Source organism: Streptacidiphilus jeojiense (assembly GCF_000719095.1).
Lineage (GTDB): Bacteria > Actinomycetota > Actinomycetes > Streptomycetales > Streptomycetaceae > Streptacidiphilus > Streptacidiphilus jeojiensis.
The window spans coordinates 48,815-67,404 of the sequence record NZ_JOEH01000008.1; the positions used below are offsets into that span (position 1 = coordinate 48,815).

Sequence of the window (18,590 nt, forward strand, 5' to 3'; positions counted from 1 at the left end):
CCCGGGTCAGTCGCCGTCGGGCCCGGACGGGACCAGCACCACCTTGCCGACCACGGTGCCCGACTCGGCGAGTTCCATCGCCGCCGCGGCCTCCGCCAGCGGCACGCGCGCCGCGACCTGCGCGGTGAGCACACCCTTGGCCAGCAGCTCCAGGACCGCGGTCAGCTCCTGACGCAGCCGCGCACGGAAGGCGTCCCTGCGCCGCAGCCCGGCCCAGATGTTGAAGAACGAGGCGTGCCGACCGTTGGGCGCGAGGTTCCACAGCATCAGCCGGGCGAAGAGCTTGAGGACCGGCAGCCTGGACGAGCCCGCCGCGTCCCGGGTCGAGGCGGTGCCGTAGGAGACCAGCGAGCCGCCGGGGGCCAGCAGGCGCCAGGAGTCGACGATGCCGGCCCCGCCGACGTGGTCGAAGACCGCGTCCACGCCTTCCGGCGCGAGCGCGCGGACCTGCTGGTAGAGGTCGGGGGCGCGGTAGTCCAGGGGCTCGGCCCCGAGCGCGCGGACCGCGTCGGCGTTGCGCGGCGAGCAGGTGCCGATCACCCGGATCCCGGCGTGCCGGGCGAGCTGCACCAGGGTGCTGCCGACACCGCCGTTGGCGCCGAGCACCAGCACCGTCTGCCCGCGCCGGACCTTGGCCGTGCGGTGCAGCATCGCCCAGGCGGTGATCCCGTTCACCACGACCGTCTCGGCCTCGGCCGGGTCGACCCCGTCGGGCACCGGCACCAGGTCAGCGGCGTCCAGCAGGACGGCGCTGCTCCAGCCGCCGACCTTGGTCAGCGCGGCGACCCGGCGGCCGACCAGCCCTGCGTCCACCCCTTCACCCACCGCGGTGACCACACCCACGCAGTCGTAGCCCGGGACGAACGGGAAGGGCGGCTGGTCGTAGTACTTGCCGCGCCGCATCTGCTGCTCGGCGAAGGACACCCCGCTCGCCTCCACCCGGACCCGGGCCTGACCGGGCCCGGGACGACCGAGCGCGCGCTGACGCACGATCAGACCGGCCGGCTCCACGACACCGGGCAGCACGACCTCCGTCGCGATCTCCGTCTCCGTCGCCATCGGGTCGTCGATGCCCCTGGGTGCAGTGCTCATGGTCGTATCTCCTTCTCAGCCACTCACCGACCGTCTCAGTTATAGACTGTAACTTATGCTACGACCCATCGCAATCGATCAGATCTGGTTGTTCCACATGCGGAAGACGCTGCACCTGCCGTTCCTGGCGAAGGTGACCGTCCAGAGGTTGGCGAAGGTCCCCAGTTCCTTGTAGCGACCGGTGCCCTCGATCGCCGCGGTGTCCCCGTTGATGGCCAGGAGGGACCAGTCGAAGTCCCAGCCGCCCTCCTGCCAGCCCGCCCGGTCGATCCAGCCGTCGACGATCGCCTCACGGCCGATCCAGTCGGTCTCGTAGGGGCGCTCGTGGTATTCGGCCTGCGGGGTGAACAGCGCGGCGATGTCCTTCCTGCCGTTACTGCTCCAGGCCCGCAGATAGCCCTCCACCCAGGCCCGCACCTGCTGCTCGGTCACCATCGGTACTCCTTCCGCTCAGCCCTGGGCGGTGGGTCGGACCACCAGCTCGTTGACGTCCACCTCGGCGGGCTGGCTGATCGCGTAGTGGACGGCCTCGCCGATCGCGGCGGCGGGGATCGCGATGCCCATCTGCGCCTCCACCGCGTCCTTGACGCCGTTGTCGGCGATGGAACCGGTCAGTTCGCTGCGGGTCAGCCCCGGGCTGATCACCGTGACCCGCAGCTCCCGGCTCTCCTGGCGCAGGCCCTCGGACAGGGCCCGGACGGCGTGCTTGGTGGCGCTGTAGACGGCCGCGGTGGGATCGACCCTCAGCCCGGAGACCGAGGCGATGTTCACGATGTGCCCGGCTCCCTGGGCCGCCATGACCGGCAGGACGGCCGCGATGCCGTGCAGCACCCCGCGCAGGTTCACGTCGATCATCTGGTTCCACTCGTCGACCCGCAGTGCGTCCAACCGCGACAGCGGCATCACCCCGGCGTTGTTGACCAGGACGTCGACCCGCCCGTACCGGTCCTGCGCGGCGCGGACAAAGGACCGCATCGCGGCCGGGTCGGTCACGTCCAGCCGGTGCGGCAGGGCGCTGCCGCCCCGGGCCTGGATCTCCTCGGCCAGAACGGCCAGGCGGTCGGCGCGGCGGGCGCCGAGCACCACCCGGTACCCCGCGGCGGCGAGCCTTCGGGCGGTGGCCTCGCCGATCCCGCTGCCGGCCCCGGTGATCAGGACCACCTTTGGAACGGCCTCGGTGGATGGAGTGGTCATGACCTGCCCTTTCGCAATGTCGACGGCGCGGCGCTGCGCCGGCCGGCTCCGTCAGCATGGGGCCGATCGCGCGCAGGGGGCAGGACCGGTCTTCCTGGGTGCACCGCTCCTAGGAAGCCCCGGCGTACGATCACGACATGAGCGGTAACGAACTGGGGCAATTCCTCCTGGCGCGACGCTCCCGCGTCAGCCCCGCCGACGTGGGCTTCCCCCGCTCACGGGACCGCCGGGTCAGTGGGCTGCGGCGCGAGGAGGTCGCGGTCCTGGCCGGAGTCAGCGCCGACTACTACGCCCGGCTGGAGCAGGGCCGCGAACGGCACCCCTCCGGCCAGGTGGTCGACGCGCTCGCCCGCGCCCTGCGCCTGGACACCGACGGCTGCTGGCACGCCTACCGGCTGGCCGGACTCGTACCGAAGCCCGAAGCCCCCTCCCCCGCCGCAGAGCGGGTCGCCCCGGAGCTGCTCCGGCTGATGGACGCCTTTCCGGCGGCCGTGGCCTATGTGATCAACCGTCGCCTGGACGTGCTGGCCGCGAACGCCCTCGCCGACGCTCTGCTGTCCCCGTTGGCGGACCGGCGCGGCATGGCCCGTTCGCTGTTCTGCGACCCGGCGGCCCGGGAGCTGTTCGCCGACTGGCACTCGGTGGCCCGGGACACCGCCGCCGCCCTGCGGCTGGCCCACGGCCATGAGCCGCACGACCCCCGCACCGCCGCCCTGATCGACGGACTGCTCGCCGACAGCGAGGACTTCGCAGCGCTGTGGCAACTCCAGGACGTCGGCCGACTGGGCAGCCGGACCAAGACCTTCAACCATCCGCAGGCCGGACGGCTGACCCTCAGCTACCAGACCTTCGAGGTCCAGCACGCCCCCGGCCAGCACCTCCTGGTCGGCACCGCCGAGCCGGGCGGCCCGGATGCCCGCGGCCTGGCGCTGCTCCGCACACACTGCCGCAGTACACCGTTCACAATCGAGCAGGAGAATGGTTGACATGACGACCATTCAGGAGATCGACCCCACCGCCTTCACCCAGCAGTGGGAGGAGTGGAGCACCACCCACGCGCGGGTCCTCGCCGACCCGCACGGCTTCCTCGCCATCACCGGCCTGCACTGGCTGGACCCGCAGCCCACCCGGTTCGAGGACGCACCCGGCGCCTGGTCCACCTCCGACGAGGGGGTGGTGGTCGACCTGGACGAGGGCGAACAACTCACCCTCGACGGCGTCACGATCACCGGACGGCACAGCTTCGGCGTCATCGCCGAGCGGGCCAGCATCTACCCCGCCACCGGCGACGCGGTGATCGAGGTCGCCAAGCGCGGTGGCCACGACATCATCCGCCCGCGCCACCCGGAGAACGCCCTGCGCACCGCGTTCACCGGCACCCCGGCCTACCGGCCCGACCCGAAGTGGGCCGTGACCGGCCACTACCTGCCGTTCGAGACGCCCAGGCCGACGACCGTGGGAGCGGCGGTCGAGGGGCTGCAGCACGTCTATGACTCCCCCGGGCAGATCGAGTTCCAGCTCGACGGGGCAGTCCACCGGCTCACCGCCTTCAACGGCCGGGAGCCCGGCAGCCTGCTGGTGCTCTTCACCGACGCCACCTCAGGCGTGACCACCTACGCCGCCAACCGCAGCCTCGCGGTGGCCGCCCCTGACGACGAGGGCACCGTACTGCTCGACTTCAACCGGGCCGCCAACCTCCCCTGCGCCTACACCGACCTGGCGACCTGCCCGCTGCCGCCGGCCGAGAACCGGCTGCCGGTGGCGATCGAGGCCGGCCAGAAGATCCCCCTGGAGCGCCTCGCCGACTGAGCGCCGCCCTACTACTACTCGTTCCCCGAGGTGGCGGCGTCGAGGTAGACCCACGCCGTGGTGCCCGAGCCCAGGGTGACCCGGACCCGGGCGTAGTCGTCCACCTCGTAGGCGTCGGCCGCGGCCAGTTCGGCGTCGGTGATCGCGAAGACGACCCCCTCGACCCTGTCGCCCGGGTCCTCGGAGGGCGCGACCAGCGGGTGCCGATCGGTGCCGCTGGCCGCGATCACCCCGGGGTCGGTGATCGCGATCATGGTCAACCGGTGCCCGGGCAAAGTGTCCGGCCGGCCCTCCAGGATCCTGCCGAACTGCGACAGTTGGACCTCACGGAACTGCAGCGTTCCGTAGGAGAACAACATCTGGTCGGCCTCTGCGCTCATGGTCGGGTACGTCCTCGTGTCGGCTCGGGCGGGCGTCGGTGATCATCCGCCGCCCTCAACCTATCGAAGGGTCAGTGCCCGACCACCAGGCGGACGGCCCCGTGGAACTCGGGCAGGGTGCGGTGCTCCCCGTACCGCCGGTCCCAGGCGCCGGAGGCCAGGTCCGCCGCCAGGGCCCCGACGATGCGGTCCTCGACGCCCGGCTCCAGGAAGCTCCAGGCGGACTGGGAGCGACGGACCTCCGGGTCCAGCAATTCCTCGGGACGGGCGTAGAAGGCCTCGGTGAATCCGTCGACGCAGTCGATCGGGATGGGGACCGGCACGACCTCGGTGCCGGGACCCAGCGCAGCGGTGAGCGTGTCGATGCTGGGGAAGCGTCCGGCCTCGACCTGCTGGAGTTCGGGGGCGTAGTCCATCAGCCACAGCCGTCCCAGCTCGGCCGGGTCGAAGCTCAGCACCAGCACCGGCCCGCAGGTTACCCGGCGCATCTCGCGCAGCCCGGCCACCGCGTCGGGCCACTGGTGCACGGTCACCATCGCCATGGAGGCGTCCACCGCGTCGTCGTCCAGCGGAAGGGCCTCCGCGACCGCGTCGATGGCCGGCGCCAGCTGCGGCGGACGCTGGGCCCGCATCTCGGCCGACGGCTCCACCGCCAGCACATGACGGTCCAACGGCTCGTACGACCCGGCCCCCGCCCCGACATTGAGAACCGTCCGGGCCCCGCCCAGCGCGGCGTGGACACGGGCCGCGATCCGCGGGTCGGTACGCCGCCGCCGCGCATACCCCGCGCCGATCCGCCCGTAGTCCGCATCACCCTTGAGCTGTGCCATCGATGGCTCCCTTGTTCGATCAGAAGGTCCATCACCATGATCCAACACCACCGACACCCCGCACCAGGTTAGGCTTCCCTGTCGCCGCTGGCGGAACTGACGGTTCCGAGGAGGGGGGCGCCGCTGTGCGCCGTGAGCGTTCCGCGCATGTGCTGGTGCGGTATGCCGACTTCCGCAGGCTGTTCATCGGCAACTCGGTCTCTCAGCTGGGCTCCAGCGTCACCACCGTGGCGCTGCCGCTGTCCGCGGTGGTCTACCTGCACGCCTCGCCCTTCCAGATGGGGCTGCTCGGTGCGGCAGCCCTGGCGCCGCACTTCGTCCTGGGGCTGCCGGCGGGGGTCTGGGTGGACCGGCTGCCGTACCGGCGCATCCTGGTGGGCGCGGACATCGCGCAGGCCGTGCTCATCGGAGCGGTGCCGGTGCTGGCTCTGCTCCACGCACTGAGCCTGTGGCAGCTCTATCTGGTCGTCACCCTGGCCGGCGTGGCGAGCCTGTTCGAGAACGTGACCGCGCAGTCCTTCACTCCGAGCCTGCTGCCCAGGGACCAACTGGCCTCGGCCAACAGCGCGTTGATGGCCGGCAGTGCCACCGTCAGCACCACCGGCTCCGCCGTGGGAAGCGCGCTGGTCACCCTCTTCGCGGCGCCGTTCGCGCTCGCGCTGGACGCCGTCTCCTTCGCCGTGGCCGGCGCCTGCAAGGCCCGGATCAGCTCCACGGGACCGGTTCGGCGCACCGTCGGGCGGCAGCGCCTGGGGGCCGAGATCGCGGTCGGCCTACGCGCGGTGCTCACCCGGCCCACCCTCCGAGCGGTGATGTCGGCCGCGGCACTCGGCGCGCTCGCCGGTCAGATGCAGAGTGTCATGCTGGTCCTCTTCCTCGTGCAGGGGCTGAAGCTGTCGGCGGGGTTCACCGGTCTGGCCATCACGCTCGTCGGCGTCTCGGGCGTGCTGTCCGCGGTCGCGTCCACGCGGGTGAGCCGCAGGCTGGGGCCGGGGCCGGCCTTCATCGCGGGCATGCTGGTCTCCGCGTCGGCCGGCCTCGTACTCGTCCTCGCCGCCGGCCCGCGGCCGGTCGTGCTCGCCGTGGTCGCCCTGGCCCAGGTACTGCGCGGAGCCGGACCCTCCCTCTACGGCGTCAACCAGCAGACGCTCCGTCAGACGCTGGTGCAGCCCGAACTGCTGTCGCGCACCAATGCGACCTGGCGCTTCCTGGTGTACGGGCTGCAGCCCGTGGGCGCGCTGCTCGGCGGCCTGCTCGGCTCCGTGGACCTGCGGCTGACCCTGGTGGTCAGCAGCGTCGTCATGCTGCTCGGGGCGGCCGTCGCGCTCCGCTCACCGCTGCGTTCACTGCGGGAGACACCCGCGGCTGCGACGGACCTGCGGCCCCGGTCCGGCAGACCGGCCGACCCGCCGGACCCGCACTCGCAACGCCCCGCCGCCTAGCGCGCGTATCGCGCCCTAGTGCAGGGACTCGACGAAACGAAGGACTCGTTCGCCGGCGAGGGCCTTCTCCTCTTTCGTCGGCAGCTTGACCGTGCCGAATGACGAGCTTTCTGCGGGTCCTGCCAAGTGGGTCAGCAGGCGGCGGAAGCTGTCGATCTGGCGGGTGAGGGCGTCGATGTCGACGAGGTCTCCCTCGAGTTCCGCGAGTAGGTAGAGGGGGCCGGTGACCAGCGCAACAGCAGGGATGCGTTGGTCATGGAGTGGCTCGCCCTCACCCAGGTGAACGAGTGCTCCCGGCTTCAGGGGAGTGGAGGAGTCGATGGAGACACCACTCCACGTCGCGCGGGTCAGTTCTGCCAGTTCGCCTGTCGTCGCGTAAAGTATCTCTGGCTCGAGAGTGCCATCGGGTTCGTAGCGCCCGGAAACGGGACTGATCCCGAAGTGCTTGGCGCCGAGGTGTTCGATGGCCAGTCCGGCGACGGCCGTGAGGCCGTCGGCGTCGGGGGACCAGAGCCCGGGATGGGCGTTGAGCCACGCGGTCGTTGCCTGTCCGTGCTCGGTGACAGCGGGGATGCGCAGATGCCCGGCGGTGTAGACGAAGACGATGGTCCGGTTGTGATCGGTTGTCGCTGCATCGCGCGCGAGCGCGAGGAGTCCGAGGTGTCCGTTCTCTTCGACGGCGTTGCCGCCATCGCTGTGCGTGACAACGAGGACTGCTTCGTCAGCGTCTGGCCCGGATCCGGCAGATACCGCCCACAGGGTGTCCATGGAGGCGTCCGGGGTCTTGGCCGCGTCCAGGGTCAGGGTGGCCAGGTCACCGTGCTTGGCGGCGGTGAGAGCGATGTCGCGTTCGGATTCCGGTATCCAGACGGCGGGTATGCCCTGGTAGTCGTGGGTGAAGGGCAGGTACTGCCCCCGTGCCGCTTCATCCGCGAGCCCGTTCCAGACCGCGATGACTCCCACGACTCCGGCCTCGCGGGCTTTCGTCAGGTCGGTTCCAGCGAACTCGGATCCGACAACGGGGTTGGCCACGGTCTCGAAGGGGAGCTCGTCCGACCAGGTGTCGAACAGGAGCTCCGACGGCACGTCGAGGTTGTGCACGTCGATGACGGCAATTTTCCCAGCGGCCGCATCCCAGTTCTTCTGTAGACCGGTGACGAGTGTCAGCGGCGCTGTGACTCCCCGGGGGCCGGTCTCGCCGGAGTACGGCCAGGCCGAGGAGACGGTGATGTTCTTCTGGCCGATCCTGAGGGCACTACCGCCATCCGCGACATCCCATCGCTCGAAGGAATGGGTATCGCGTTCAACGGTGTATCCGAGCGCGGAGAGTTCACTCGCCACGTCCTCGATCAGGGTGCGATGGGCGTCGTTTCCGGAGTATCTAGGTCCGAGCCCGCTCAGTCGTCGAATCCGGTGTGCGTAGTCAGTCATGATCCTCCTTCGTCGCCGACGCTCTCACGAGCGTGCTGCCCGGGCCACACGAGATGAGCCGACCGGCCGATGACGCTACGACGGGGTGTCCGCGTCGAGGGCTGCTGTGTGGAGGGCGGCGGCGACGCGGGTGGCTGCTTCGGTGGGTGGGGTGGGGAGGCGGGCCAGGAGCAGGCGGCGTTGTTCCTGGGGGCCGCCGCGTACCGGCAGGATGCGGACGCCGGGGGGTGCCGCGGGGGCGAGGGCTGCGGGCACGGTGGTCAGGCCGCAGCCGGCGGCGACCAGGTGCAGTTTGGCCAGCCAGTCGCGGGCGGTGTGGACGATGTCGGGCTTCTCGTCCAGGCCGGGCCAGACGCCCATCAGCCGGTCCTCGCCGGAGGGCGGGCCGGCGATCCAGCGCTGGCCGCGCAGGTCGGCGACGTCGACGAAGTCGCGGCGGGCCAGCGGATGGGTGCCGGGCACGGCGATGTGCAGGGCGCGTTCGGTCAGGATCTGCAGCACCAGCGCGGGCGATTCGGCGTCCGGGGGTCGGAACGGCGGCGCCGAACCCAGCAGGGCCAGGTCCAGGCTGCCGGTGCGCAGCGCCCGGACCAGGGCGGGGGTGCTGCCCTCGCGGCTGATCACGGTGATCTCCGGATCGGTGTCGCGCAGTGCGGCGACGGCCGCGGGCAGCAGGGCGGCCCCTGCGCTGGGGAACCAGCCGACGTGCACGGTGCCGGCCTGCGCGGGCAGGCCGGCGAGTTCGCGGGCTCCGGCGTCGATCTCGTCGAGGACCGCGGTGGCTCGGCGCAGCACCAGCCGACCCGGGGCGGTGAGGCGGACTCCGTCGTGGCGCCGCTCCAGCAGGGCGGCGCCGGTGACCCGTTCCAGGGAGGCGATCTGGCGGGAGACGGCGGACTGGGTGTAGCCGAGCTGGGTCGCTGCGGCGGTGAGCGTCCCGCGTTCGGCCACCGCGCGGAAGACCCGCAGGGCGGTCAGCGTGACATCGGTGAAGTCCATGACGTATACGCATACCAGGTGTGCCTAACTTTCGCTGGTCTCATGCCTGGAATGTCCCTAGCGTGGGGATCATGAACACTCCACGCATTGCCCTGGTGACCGGGGCCAACCAGGGGCTGGGCCGCGCGCTGGTCGAGGGTCTGGCCGCCCGGTCAAATCCGCAGGACCTGGTCCTGCTCACCGGCCGTGACGCCGGGCGGGTCGACCGGGCCGCCGCCGAGGTCGCCCGCGAGCCCGGCACCCGCAGCCGGGTGGAGGGGCGGGTGCTCGACGTCGCCGACGCCGAGGCGGTGGCCGCGCTGGCCGCGGAGCTGAAGCTGCGTCATGGCGGGGTCGACGTGGTGATCTCCAACGCGGTCGCCCGGCTCCTCCCGGACCGCTCGCAGGCCGCCCAGGCCGACGAGTTCATCGACGTCGCCAACGGCGGCACCCACGCGGTGCTGCGCTCGTTCGGGCCGGTGCTGCGGCCCGGCGGCCGGCTGATCGTGGTGGCCAGCTCGCTGGGGACGCTCGGCCACCTGGACGCAAGGCTGCGTCCGCGCTTCGACGGCGCCTCCCTGGACCAGGTCGAGTACGCGGTGGAGTCCTGGCGCAGCGCCGTGCACGCCGGCACCGCGCAGGAGCAGGGCTGGCCGCTCTGGCTGAACGTGCCCTCCAAGGTGGCCCAGGTCGCAGCCGTACGCGCGGTGGCGGCCGAGCGCCGCGACCGCGATCTGGCCGCCGGGACGCTGGTCGCGGCGGTCTGCCCGGGCATGGTCGACACCGCCACCTCACGGCCCTGGTTCGCGGACTACAGCCAGGCCCGGACCCCGGCCGAGGCCGCCCGCGCCGTGCTCGACCTGGTGTTCGCCGAGGGAGCCGACCCCGAGCTGTACGGCGAACTGGTCCGCTCCGGCAAGGTCCTGCCCTGGCCCGACGGCACGCCCCCGACCGCGCAGGACCGACTGCTCGTCCCCTGAACCGTCCGTTCCACCGCAAAAAGGAGTCCCGCATGACCATCGCCACCACGCCCGCCGTCACCACGCCGTTCGGCTTCGCCAGCACCGCCGCTGAGGTTGCCGCGGGCATCGACCTGACCGGCCGTCGGGCCGTGGTCACCGGCGCGTCCTCCGGCCTCGGCACCGAGACCGCCCGGGCCCTGGCGGGTACCGGCGCCGAGGTCACCCTGGCCGTCCGCGACACCGACGCGGGCGAGGCCGCGGCCAAGGACATCGTCGCGAGCACCGGCAACCCGCACGTGCACGTCGCCCCGCTGGACCTCACCGACCCGGCGTCGGCCGCCGCGTTCGGGGCCTCCTGGCGGGGCCCGCTGCACATCCTGGTGAACAACGCCGGGGTGATGGCCAGCCCCGAGCAGTACACCCGGCAGGGCTGGGAGCTGCAGTTCGCCACCAACCACCTCGGCCACTTCGCCCTGGCCACCGCCCTGCACCCGGCCCTGGCCGCGGCGGGCGGCGGCGCCCGGATCGTGGTCGTCAGCTCCAGCGGCCACCAGATCTCCCCGGTGGTCTTCGACGACGTCAACTTCGCCTTCCGGCCCTACGACCCCTGGCTCGCCTACGGCCAGTCCAAGACCGCCGGCGTCCTGTTCGCGGTGGAGGCCACCCGCCGCTGGCAGGCCGACGGCGTCACCGCCAACGCCCTGATGCCCGGCGCCATCTACACCAACCTCCAGCGGCACACCGGCGGCCGCGGCAGCGGCAGGGTCCCCGCCGAGCTCATCAAGACCGTCGAGCAGGGCGCGGCCACCTCCGTCCTGCTGGCCACCTCGCCCCTGCTCGACGGCATCGGCGGACGCTACTTCGTCGACTGCAACGAGGCCGCCACCGTCGACCGGCGCACCGGCAACCTCCAGGGCGTGGCCCGCTACGCCCTGGACCCGGACGGCGCCCGGCGGTTGTGGACGCTGTCCGAGGACCTGCTGGCCGCCGCGGGCTGAACCGCAGCCTCCCTGCCGGCACCCCCGCGCCGTCGCACCCCCGCGCCGTCGCGGCCTCGCGGCCTCGCGCCCCTCAGACCAGGCGCTTGCGCCCCCAGAGCAGGATGAAGGCCGCGAGGGCGGCGGTCAGCGCGAGCAGGATTCCTGCGCCGAGCCACTGCATGCCGGGCATCTGGCTCTGGTTGAGGTAGGTGACCGCCCAGCCGACGACGTGCTTCTGGTCCAGGCAGGCGTTGGTCGCCGATGCCGTCATCTCGTGGCAGTTGCCGTAGCCGATGTAGTCGCCGGACGCGGTGAGGTAGAACTGGTCGATCATATGGGCGCTTCCGGGCAGCACCGGGAAGGAGTTGTCGGCGAGCACGCCGTTGTGGCTGGTGGCGACCTGGATGTGGCCGAGCGACATCCGCTCGTAGGCCCAGGCGATCTGGGTCGCGACGCCGAAGCCGAAGGTGACCACCATCGCCATCAGGGTCCGGCGCAGCAGCATGCCGATCGCCACCCCGCCGACCACGGTGAACAGGGTCAGCGCCACCGGCACCGGGCCGGTGTTGTCGAAGACCGTGCTGGAGTCCCAACTGGGCCCCGAGGTCAGGTGCTTGAGCGGTGCCCACCACCAGCCGAAGGCCAGCGAGAGCGCGGTGGTGCAGAGCACGGTCACCGCCACGGTGATGCCCAGTTTGGTGACGAGCCATCGGACCCGGCTGCTGGACTGGGTGTTGACCAGTTTGGCGGTGCCGGTCTCCAGGTCGTTGGCGAGCAGCGGCGCGCCCAGGAAGACGCCGATGACCACGGGGGCCAGCCCCAGCGCGAGGCTGATCCGGTCCATCGCGCTGGTGTCGAGGTGCTGGTCCCAGCCGTCCTTGAGGTGGGGCCAACCCTGGGTGTCCAGGTAGCTCATCAACTGCGTGCGCTCGTAGGCGATCAGCAGGACGCCCGCCACGGTGGCGGCCAGCAGGGTCCAGAAGGCGGCCCGGTGCTGGCGCCAGACGAGCCAGTTCATGCCGCCGAGCCGCAGCCCGCGGGCAGGCCCGGCGGCGCCGGTCGGGGCCGGGACGCTGGTCAGGGTGCTCATGCCGCCACCGCCTGGACGTCGTCGATCCGGGCGCTCGGGGTGAGCAGCGGTGCGGCTTGCGGCGAGCGCAGGTAGCCGAGCAGGAGTTCCTCCAGGTTGGGGGTCTCGGCCTGCCAGGCGCCGCCGTCCAGGCCGTCCGGGCCCGGGCGCACCAGGGCGGTGAACTGCCGTCCGCTGGTGCGGGTCTCGACCACGGTGTGGTGGGCCAGGTTGGCCGGCAGCTGCCCGTCGACGTGGGCGCCGGTGAGCAGGGCGTGGGACTCCAGCAGGTCGTCGACCTCGCCGGCCAGCCGCAGTCCGCCCTCGGCGATGACCACCAGGTAGTCGCAGACGTTCTCCAGCTCGGAGAGCATGTGGGTGGACATCAGCACGGTGGTGCCGTGCTCGGTGGCCTCGGCCAGCAGGGTGCCCATCATCTCGTGGCGCACCAGCGGGTCCAGGTCGGACATCGGCTCGTCCAGGATCAGCAGGTCGGGGCGCTTGCCGAAGGCCAGCGCGAAGGCGACCCGGGTGCGCTGGCCGCCGGAGAGCGTGCCGATCCGTGCCGCCATCGGCACGTTGCCGGCACGGACGATGTCCTCGGCGGCCCGCTGGTCCCAGCCGGGGTTGAGCTCGCGGCCCAGGCGCAGGGTCTCCTCGACGGTGAAGCGGCGGAACAGCGGCTTCTCCTGGGCCAGGAACGCGGTGCGGCGGTTGGCCCCCTCGGACTCCGGGGCCTCGCCGAACACCCGCAGGGTGCCGGTCGTCGGCTCCAGCAGATTGCCGGCGATCCCCAGCAGCGTGGTCTTTCCGGCGCCGTTGGGGCCGACCAGTCCGCAGATCCGGCCGGCCGGCAGCCGGAAGGAGCAGTCCCGCAGTGCCCAACCGCGCCGGTACTTCTTTCCGATCCCGTACGCCGCTATCGCGGTGCCGTCCCCCGGTTCACCCGGTTCGCCCGGATCCCCGTAGCCCGCCCCGTTGCCGTTCATCCCTGTCCCCTCATGTCCAGCGCCTCTCCTTGTGCGGCGGCCACCGTGGTTCCGGTGAACCGCTCCTCCAGCACCGACGCGACCAGTGCGGCCACGTCCTCCCGCTCCAGGCCGGCCTCGCGCGCCCTGGTCACCCACGCGTCCAGCTCCCCGCGCAGCGGCCCGTCGGCCGCCGCCTGGGGGCGGGCCAGCGAGCGCAGCACGAAGGTGCCCAGGCCCGGTCGCGGTTCGACCAGGCCCTCCCGCTCCAGCTCCCGGTACGCCTTGAGGGTCGTGTTCGGGTTGACCGCGCAGGTCTCGGCGACCTCCTTGGCCGTCGGCAGCCGGTCGCCCGGCAGCAGCACGCCCAGCCGCAGCGCCTGTCTGGTCTGCTGCACGATCTGCTGGTAGGCGGCGATCCCGCTCCGCCGGTCGATGCGGAACTCCACTCGCTCATCACCACCCTTTAGCTACTCAGTTAGTGGAATGATGATGGAGGACAGGGCACAGCCCTGTCAAAGGATTCCTTCGAGCCGCTCAGTCGGCGGTCGGCGGTCGGCTCAGTCGGCGGTCGGCGACGCACCGGCGGGCAGCTGCTGCTCCGCCCAGATGGTCTTGCCCAGCGCGGTCTGCCGGGTGCCCCAGCCCTGGGTCAGCTGGGCGACCAGCAGCAGGCCGCGGCCGCCCTCGTCCAGGGTGCGGGCGCGGCGCAGGTGCGGGGCGGTGTTGCTGGCGTCGGAGACCTCGCAGATCAGCGTGCGGTCGCGGATCAGCCGCAGCTGCACCGGCCCCTGGCCGTAGCGGATGGCGTTGGTGACCAGCTCGCTGACGACCAGTTCGGTGACGAAGGCCGCGTCGTCCAGGCCCCATCCGGCGAGCGTCGCCCCGGCCCACTTGCGGGCCTCGGCGACCTGCGCCGGGTCGTGCGCGACGTCCAGCGTCGCCACCTGGCCGGCGCCCAGCAGCCGGGTGCGGGCGACCAGCAGCGCCGCGTCGTCGGCGGGGTGCTCGTCGAGCAGGCCGGTGAAGATGGTGTCGCAGGTGGCGTCCAGCGAGCGAGACGGAGCCGCCAGGGCGCGGCACATCAGCTCCACGCCGGCGTCCAGGTCGCGCCGACGCGACTCGACCAGCCCGTCGGTGTACAGCGCCAGCAGGCTTCCCTCGGGCAGGTCCAGCTCGGTGGCCTCGAAGGGCAGGCCGCCGACGCCCAGCGGCGGCCCGGGCGAGATCCGGACCACCTCGGCGGTGCCGCCGGGCCTCAGCAGCACCGGCGCCGGATGCCCGGCGCTGGCCACCGTGCAGCGGCCGGAGACCGGATCGTATACCGCGTACAGGCAGGTGGCGCCGGTCACCGCGGTCCCGCTCTGCTCCTGGCCGCCGCCGGCCTCGGTCCACGGGGAGTCCTCCTCCGCGCCGAGGTGCGCCACCAGGTCGTCCAGGTGGACCAGCAGTTCGTCGGGGGGCAGGTCGACGTCGGCCAGCGTGCGCACGGCGGTGCGCAGCCGCCCCATGGTGGCCGAGGCGTTGATCCCGTGCCCGACCACGTCCCCGACCACCAGCGCCACCCGGGTCCCGGACAGCGCGATCACGTCGAACCAGTCGCCGCCGACCCCGGCGCTGGCGTCGGCGGGCAGGTAGCGGGAGGTGACCTCCACCGCGGCCTGCGCCGGCAGCCCGGACGGCAGCAGATTGCGCTGCAGCGCCAGCGCCGTGGCGTGCTCGCGGGTGTACCGGCGGGCGTTGTCCACGCACAGCGCGGCACGGGTCGCCAGCTCCTCGGCCAGCAGCACCTCCTCCGCGTCGAACGGGTCGTGCGACTCGCGGCGGATGAAGACCACCACGCCGAGGGTGAGTCCGCGGGCGCGCAGCGGGACGGCCAGGAACCAGCGCAGCTTGAACCGCCGCGCCGTGGCGGAGCGGACCTCGTCCTGGGCCAGCCAGCGCTCGTGGTCCGGCTCCCCCGGCCCGCTGAGCACCGGACGGCCGCCGGCCAGCGCCCGCGCCGCCGGGGCGAACGGCGGGTAGGTGTCGACCGTGCCCAGCTCGACGACGGCCTCCGGGACCCCGGCGTCCACCGACTCGTGCGCGACCCGGCGCAGCGCCACCTGGCCCTGGACCGCGCCCGGAACCGGTTCCGCCCCTCTGAGCACGTCCTCCAGCAGGTCCACGGTGACGAAGTCGGCGAAGCGGGGCACCGCCAAACGGGCGAGCTCGACACCGGTCAGTTCCACGTCCAGCGAGGTGCCGAGGGAGGTGCCGGCCTCGTTGAGCAGGGCCAGCCGCTGCCGGGCCCAGTGCTGCTCGCTGCTGTCGAAGGCGGCGATGGCGACGGCGCAGACCGCCCCGGAGGGGTCGCGCACCGGCCACATCCAGCTGGTCCGCGCGTACTCCCGGGGCGCGGAGCGCAGCTTGATGACGGTCTCGTAGCTGACCGGGACGCCCGTCTCGACCACTTGGCGCAGATGCTGCAGGTACCCCTCGGACGCCTCGTTCTCGGGCACCGAGGCGATGAAGGGAAGGCCCCTGACCTCCGCCTCGCCGACGCCGATGATGTCGCCCGAGGCCTCGTTGACGCGCCAGTAGCGCAGCTGGGTGTCAAAGACCGTCATGGTGACCGGCGACTGGGCGAAGGCCCACTCCACGACCCTGCGGTCGGCGTCGTCCGCCTCACCCGCCCCGCGCGAACCGGCATCGGGCCTCTCGGCGTCCATCCCGGTTCACCAGCTCCTGTCGGCTCGCACCACCCCCTGTCAGGGTGGTGCACGGGCCGCACGTTATCAAGCCGGGCTCCGGGCGTCGCCCGGAACCGCGGGACGGCCCGGCCTCAGCCGAACAGCGACTTGCCCCACCAGTCGCCGGAGGCGGTCAGACCCGGCGGGACGGCGAACAGCGCGCTGCTGGTGTGCCGGATGTACTCGTTGAGGTTGTCCTGCTGGCCCAGCCGGGTCTGGATCGGCACGAACTGCTTGCGCGGGTCCTTCTGGTAGGCGATGAAGAACAGGCCGGCGTCCAGCAGTCCGGTGGTCGAGTCGATGCCGTCGGTGTAGGAGTAGCCGCGCCGCAGGATCTTCTGGCCGTTGTTGGTCTCCGGGGCGGCCAGCCGGATGTGGGCGTTGAGCGGGATCACCGGCTGGCCCTGCGGGTCCTTGGCGGTCAGGTCCGGGGTGTCGAACTCGTCCTTGCCGCCCAGCGGCGCGCCGCTGGTCTTGTAGCGGCCGAACACGTTCTCCTGGTCGGTGAGGTAGTCGGTGTCCCAGGACTCGACCAGCATCCGGATCCGCCGGGCCACCAGGTAGCTGCCGCCCTTCATCCAGCTCTGGTCGGTCTCCTCGCCGACCCAGACGTAGTCGTCCAGGTCGGGCGTGCTCTGCGCCTTGATGTTGCGGGTGCCGTCCTTGAAGCCCATCAGGTTGCGCTCGGTCTGCTGCTCGGTGGAGGTGGACGAGGTGCGGCCGAAGCCGAGCTGGGACCACTTCATGACGGCGGTGCCGCGCGCCAGCCGGGCGAAGTTGCGGATCACGTGGAAGGCCACGGTGGGGTCGTCGGCGCAGGCCTGCACGCACAGGTCGCCGCCGCTGCGGGTCGGGTCGATCGAGCCGTCGCCGGGCAGGGTGGGCAGGTCGGCCAGCGCGGCGGGCCGGAACTTGGCCAGGCCGAAGCGGTCGTCGAAGAAGCTCGGCCCGAAGCCTACGGTCACCGTCAGGTTGGCCGCGCCCAGCCCGTACGCCTCGCCGGTGTCGATCGGCGGCGCGGAGGGGGTGTTCTCGACCGGACCGATCAGCAGGCCCTTGGACATCTGCGCGGCGGCCGCGGCCCAGGTGCCGAGCATCACCTGCACCGCCTGCGCGTCGGTGCTTGTGATGTCGAAGGCGGCAAAGGCGAGCCGGTCCTGGGCGGGGGTGGCTATGCCGGCCTGGTGCGCGCCGAAGAACGGCACCTGGTCCGAGGCCGCCTTGGCCGCGGTGGCCTTGGCCTTGGTGGCGTCCGAGCCGGCGGACGGGGAGTCGGTCGCGTGCGCGATGCCGAAACCGACCCCTCCGGCCGCCACTGCGCCCGCGGCGGTGAGCGCGCCGCCGAGCAGGTTCCGTCGGCTGGTCACTGGCTTCTCACTCATCGGTTCACCCTCGGCGGCGTTCTCTGTGTCCGGTGTCGGTGTCTGGCTCTGCTGGGACTGTGCTGCGTACTGCGATGCTGCCTGCTGCGCTGCTTCGGTGTTGACGCCGGATCAGCTGCTGGCGACCTTGCTGGCCACCTGCGACAGCGGCTCCTGCACGGCCTTCACCGCGGCCGCCAGCTTCTGCTTGTCGGCGTTGGTCAGTGCCGTGTAGAGCTGGAAGCCGGAGGCGTTGGCGCCGGTGCGGTAGGTGTCCACCAGCTTGTCCAGCGCGGTGAAGGCGCTGGAGATGGAGGTGGTCAGCGCCGGGTCGATCTTCGACAGCGCGGGCTGCAGCGAGGCGAAGGCCTGCTCGGCGCCCTCGTCGTTGGCCTGGAAGTCCAGCAGGTCGATGTGCGAGTAGCGCTCCTCCTCGCCGGTGATCTTGCTGCTGGCGACCTCGTCCAGCAGCTCCTGGGCGCCGTTGGCCAGCTCGAAGGGCTTGTAGCTGAGGCCGGTGGTCAGCGTCTGGAGCTTCTTGACGTTGGCGACCAGGCCGTCGGCGTAGCTGCTGAGACCCTTCAGGCTCTTGGTCTGGAACAGCCCCTGCTCGATCCGGTGGAAGCCCTCCCACTGCGCGGCGGGGACGTCGCCGGTGCGGGCGTCGATGTCGGCGTCCAGGTTGTCCTTGCCGACGGTGAAGGACTCGGCGACCGGCTCGATCTTCTCGTAGTACGGACGGGCCTTCATGTACGCCTGCTGAGCCGCCGCCAGATCGGTGCCCTGGAGCGCCTTCTGCAGCGCCTCGCTGCTCTGCACCAGGTAGCCGACCTGGTTGGTGACGTAGGCCGCGTACTCCTTGGTGCCCTGGGCCAGCAGGGCGTCCACGCTGCCGTCGCCGGAGGTGGCGGCCTTGCCGGTGACGGTCAGGGTGGTGTTCTCGTTCGCGGCGCCGGGGCAGTAGAGGGTGTAGCTGCCGGCGTCCACGCTGACCGCGAAGGTGCCGGAGAAGCCGGGCGGCAGGTTCTCCTTCTCGCCCACGATCCGCTGGCCGCTGAGGAGTTCGACCTCGCTGACGGCGGCGGCGTCCTTGTTGCTGATGGAGAAGGTGATCGCGCCGGCCGCGAAGGCCTTCTGGTTCACCGAGCAGCCGTCCGCCGCGGTGATGGTGACGTCCGCCTTGTGCGGGTCGACGGCGGCCGTGGCGGAGGCCGAGCCGGCGGGGGACGCGGCGTCAGCGGACTTGCTGCCGCTGGAGCTGCCGCAGGCGGTGAGTCCGCCCGCGAGCGCGAGCACGGTGACGGTCGTGGCGGCGGCGGCCGTTCCGCGTCGGCGGTTCACGGCGGAGAAAAGGGACAACTC

General features: G+C 72.0%; 18 protein-coding genes. 5 read left to right on the forward strand and 13 right to left on the reverse strand.

All coding sequences use genetic code 11. From position 1 onward, the window contains the following. Window positions 1-6: 6 nt before the first annotated feature. The 3 genes from IF29_RS0111320 to IF29_RS0111330 all read right to left on the reverse strand — a co-directional run bounded on the left by IF29_RS0111320 (window position 7) and on the right by IF29_RS0111330 (window position 2,286). Window positions 7-1,092, reverse strand: coding sequence for a medium chain dehydrogenase/reductase family protein (locus tag IF29_RS0111320; protein ID WP_232242107.1), 1,086 nt, complete (start codon window positions 1,090-1,092; stop codon window positions 7-9). A 78-nt stretch (window positions 1,093-1,170) separates the two neighbouring features. Continuing rightward, window positions 1,171-1,527, reverse strand: coding sequence for a nuclear transport factor 2 family protein (locus IF29_RS0111325; protein WP_030252994.1), 357 nt, complete (start codon window positions 1,525-1,527; stop codon window positions 1,171-1,173). 15 nt (window positions 1,528-1,542) lie between these two features. Further along, a complete protein-coding gene (locus IF29_RS0111330; protein WP_030252996.1) occupies window positions 1,543-2,286 on the reverse strand; it encodes an SDR family oxidoreductase in 744 nt (247 codons plus the stop codon). Between the two features lie 137 nt (window positions 2,287-2,423). Here IF29_RS0111330 and IF29_RS0111335 point away from each other — a divergent pair, with 137 nt between their 5' ends. Further along, complete coding sequence (locus tag IF29_RS0111335) at window positions 2,424-3,272, forward strand: helix-turn-helix domain-containing protein (RefSeq protein WP_030252998.1); 849 nt, start codon at window positions 2,424-2,426, stop codon at window positions 3,270-3,272. A 1-nt stretch (window position 3,273) separates the two neighbouring features. Then, window positions 3,274-4,095 carry a DUF1684 domain-containing protein gene (locus tag IF29_RS0111340; protein WP_030253000.1) on the forward strand — a complete coding sequence of 274 codons (822 nt, stop codon included), beginning with the start codon at window positions 3,274-3,276 and terminating at the stop codon, window positions 4,093-4,095. Window positions 4,096-4,109: 14 nt separating this feature from the next. On the opposite strand, the gene IF29_RS0111345 is transcribed toward IF29_RS0111340, so the two are convergent. Next, a complete protein-coding gene (locus IF29_RS0111345; RefSeq protein WP_030253002.1) occupies window positions 4,110-4,475 on the reverse strand; it encodes a gamma-glutamylcyclotransferase family protein in 366 nt (121 codons plus the stop codon). Window positions 4,476-4,546: 71 nt separating this feature from the next. Further along, a complete protein-coding gene (locus IF29_RS0111350; RefSeq protein ID WP_030253004.1) occupies window positions 4,547-5,305 on the reverse strand; it encodes a class I SAM-dependent methyltransferase in 759 nt (252 codons plus the stop codon). Window positions 5,306-5,430: 125 nt separating this feature from the next. On the opposite strand from IF29_RS0111350, the gene IF29_RS0111355 reads away from it, so the two are divergent. Then, window positions 5,431-6,747, forward strand: a complete 1,317-nt coding sequence (locus IF29_RS0111355; protein ID WP_030253006.1) for an MFS transporter — start codon at window positions 5,431-5,433, stop codon at window positions 6,745-6,747. A 15-nt stretch (window positions 6,748-6,762) separates the two neighbouring features. Here the strand turns inward: IF29_RS0111355 and IF29_RS0111360 are convergent, their stop codons facing one another. Together IF29_RS0111360 and IF29_RS0111365 are read right to left on the reverse strand one after the other, a co-directional pair. Further along, complete coding sequence (locus IF29_RS0111360) at window positions 6,763-8,178, reverse strand: hypothetical protein (RefSeq protein WP_030253008.1); 1,416 nt, start codon at window positions 8,176-8,178, stop codon at window positions 6,763-6,765. A gap of 75 nt (window positions 8,179-8,253) precedes the next feature. Further along, window positions 8,254-9,177: a LysR family transcriptional regulator gene (locus IF29_RS0111365; RefSeq protein ID WP_030253010.1), complete on the reverse strand. Its 924-nt coding sequence runs from the start codon at window positions 9,175-9,177 to the stop codon at window positions 8,254-8,256. 71 nt (window positions 9,178-9,248) lie between these two features. Between IF29_RS0111365 and IF29_RS0111370 the strand changes: the two genes are divergently transcribed. After that, window positions 9,249-10,136 carry an SDR family NAD(P)-dependent oxidoreductase gene (locus tag IF29_RS0111370; RefSeq protein WP_030253012.1) on the forward strand — a complete coding sequence of 296 codons (888 nt, stop codon included), beginning with the start codon at window positions 9,249-9,251 and terminating at the stop codon, window positions 10,134-10,136. Between the two features lie 32 nt (window positions 10,137-10,168). Further along, on the forward strand, window positions 10,169-11,116 hold the full coding sequence (locus IF29_RS0111375) for an SDR family NAD(P)-dependent oxidoreductase (protein WP_030253013.1): 948 nt from the start codon (window positions 10,169-10,171) through the stop codon (window positions 11,114-11,116). Between the two features lie 73 nt (window positions 11,117-11,189). On the opposite strand, the gene IF29_RS0111380 is transcribed toward IF29_RS0111375, so the two are convergent. The 6 genes from IF29_RS0111380 to efeO all read right to left on the reverse strand — a co-directional run bounded on the left by IF29_RS0111380 (window position 11,190) and on the right by efeO (window position 18,587). Next, window positions 11,190-12,188, reverse strand: a complete 999-nt coding sequence (locus tag IF29_RS0111380) for an ABC transporter permease (protein WP_030253015.1) — start codon at window positions 12,186-12,188, stop codon at window positions 11,190-11,192. After that, window positions 12,185-13,156 (reverse strand): ABC transporter ATP-binding protein, encoded by a 972-nt coding sequence (locus IF29_RS0111385; protein WP_037594937.1) that lies wholly within the window; start codon window positions 13,154-13,156, stop codon window positions 12,185-12,187. The genes IF29_RS0111380 and IF29_RS0111385 overlap by 4 nt, the downstream gene beginning before the upstream one ends. Beyond that, the gene (locus tag IF29_RS0111390) at window positions 13,153-13,584 is read right to left on the reverse strand and encodes a GntR family transcriptional regulator (protein WP_030253019.1); all 432 of its coding nucleotides are present in this window, start codon (window positions 13,582-13,584) and stop codon (window positions 13,153-13,155) included. The genes IF29_RS0111385 and IF29_RS0111390 overlap by 4 nt, the downstream gene beginning before the upstream one ends. A 111-nt stretch (window positions 13,585-13,695) precedes the next feature. Further along, window positions 13,696-15,846, reverse strand: coding sequence for a SpoIIE family protein phosphatase (locus IF29_RS0111395; RefSeq protein WP_051725189.1), 2,151 nt, complete (start codon window positions 15,844-15,846; stop codon window positions 13,696-13,698). 113 nt (window positions 15,847-15,959) lie between these two features. Beyond that, on the reverse strand, window positions 15,960-17,249 hold the full coding sequence (efeB, locus tag IF29_RS0111400; protein ID WP_030253023.1) for an iron uptake transporter deferrochelatase/peroxidase subunit: 1,290 nt from the start codon (window positions 17,247-17,249) through the stop codon (window positions 15,960-15,962). A gap of 111 nt (window positions 17,250-17,360) precedes the next feature. Continuing rightward, window positions 17,361-18,587, reverse strand: coding sequence for an iron uptake system protein EfeO (efeO, locus tag IF29_RS0111405; RefSeq protein ID WP_198037402.1), 1,227 nt, complete (start codon window positions 18,585-18,587; stop codon window positions 17,361-17,363). Window positions 18,588-18,590: the final 3 nt, after the last annotated feature.

Excerpts from the sequence above, each read along its gene's own strand:
- IF29_RS0111385 (WP_037594937.1), bottom strand. The coding sequence starts at position 13,156 with ATGAACGGCAACGGGGCGGGCTACGGGGATCCGGGCGAACCGGGTGAA.
- IF29_RS0111380 (WP_030253015.1), bottom strand. The coding sequence starts at position 12,188 with ATGAGCACCCTGACCAGCGTCCCGGCCCCGACCGGCGCCGCCGGGCCT.
- IF29_RS0111375 (WP_030253013.1), top strand. The coding sequence starts at position 10,169 with ATGACCATCGCCACCACGCCCGCCGTCACCACGCCGTTCGGCTTCGCC.
- efeB (WP_030253023.1), bottom strand. The coding sequence starts at position 17,249 with ATGAGTGAGAAGCCAGTGACCAGCCGACGGAACCTGCTCGGCGGCGCG.
- IF29_RS0111325 (WP_030252994.1), bottom strand. The coding sequence starts at position 1,527 with ATGGTGACCGAGCAGCAGGTGCGGGCCTGGGTGGAGGGCTATCTGCGG.
- IF29_RS0111370 (WP_030253012.1), top strand. The coding sequence starts at position 9,249 with ATGAACACTCCACGCATTGCCCTGGTGACCGGGGCCAACCAGGGGCTG.
- IF29_RS0111340 (WP_030253000.1), top strand. The coding sequence starts at position 3,274 with ATGACGACCATTCAGGAGATCGACCCCACCGCCTTCACCCAGCAGTGG.
- IF29_RS0111335 (WP_030252998.1), top strand. The coding sequence starts at position 2,424 with ATGAGCGGTAACGAACTGGGGCAATTCCTCCTGGCGCGACGCTCCCGC.
- IF29_RS0111320 (WP_232242107.1), bottom strand. The coding sequence starts at position 1,092 with ATGAGCACTGCACCCAGGGGCATCGACGACCCGATGGCGACGGAGACG.
- IF29_RS0111360 (WP_030253008.1), bottom strand. The coding sequence starts at position 8,178 with ATGACTGACTACGCACACCGGATTCGACGACTGAGCGGGCTCGGACCT.
- IF29_RS0111330 (WP_030252996.1), bottom strand. The coding sequence starts at position 2,286 with ATGACCACTCCATCCACCGAGGCCGTTCCAAAGGTGGTCCTGATCACC.
- IF29_RS0111395 (WP_051725189.1), bottom strand. The coding sequence starts at position 15,846 with ATGGACGCCGAGAGGCCCGATGCCGGTTCGCGCGGGGCGGGTGAGGCG.
- IF29_RS0111365 (WP_030253010.1), bottom strand. The coding sequence starts at position 9,177 with ATGGACTTCACCGATGTCACGCTGACCGCCCTGCGGGTCTTCCGCGCG.
- IF29_RS0111345 (WP_030253002.1), bottom strand. The coding sequence starts at position 4,475 with ATGAGCGCAGAGGCCGACCAGATGTTGTTCTCCTACGGAACGCTGCAG.
- IF29_RS0111350 (WP_030253004.1), bottom strand. The coding sequence starts at position 5,305 with ATGGCACAGCTCAAGGGTGATGCGGACTACGGGCGGATCGGCGCGGGG.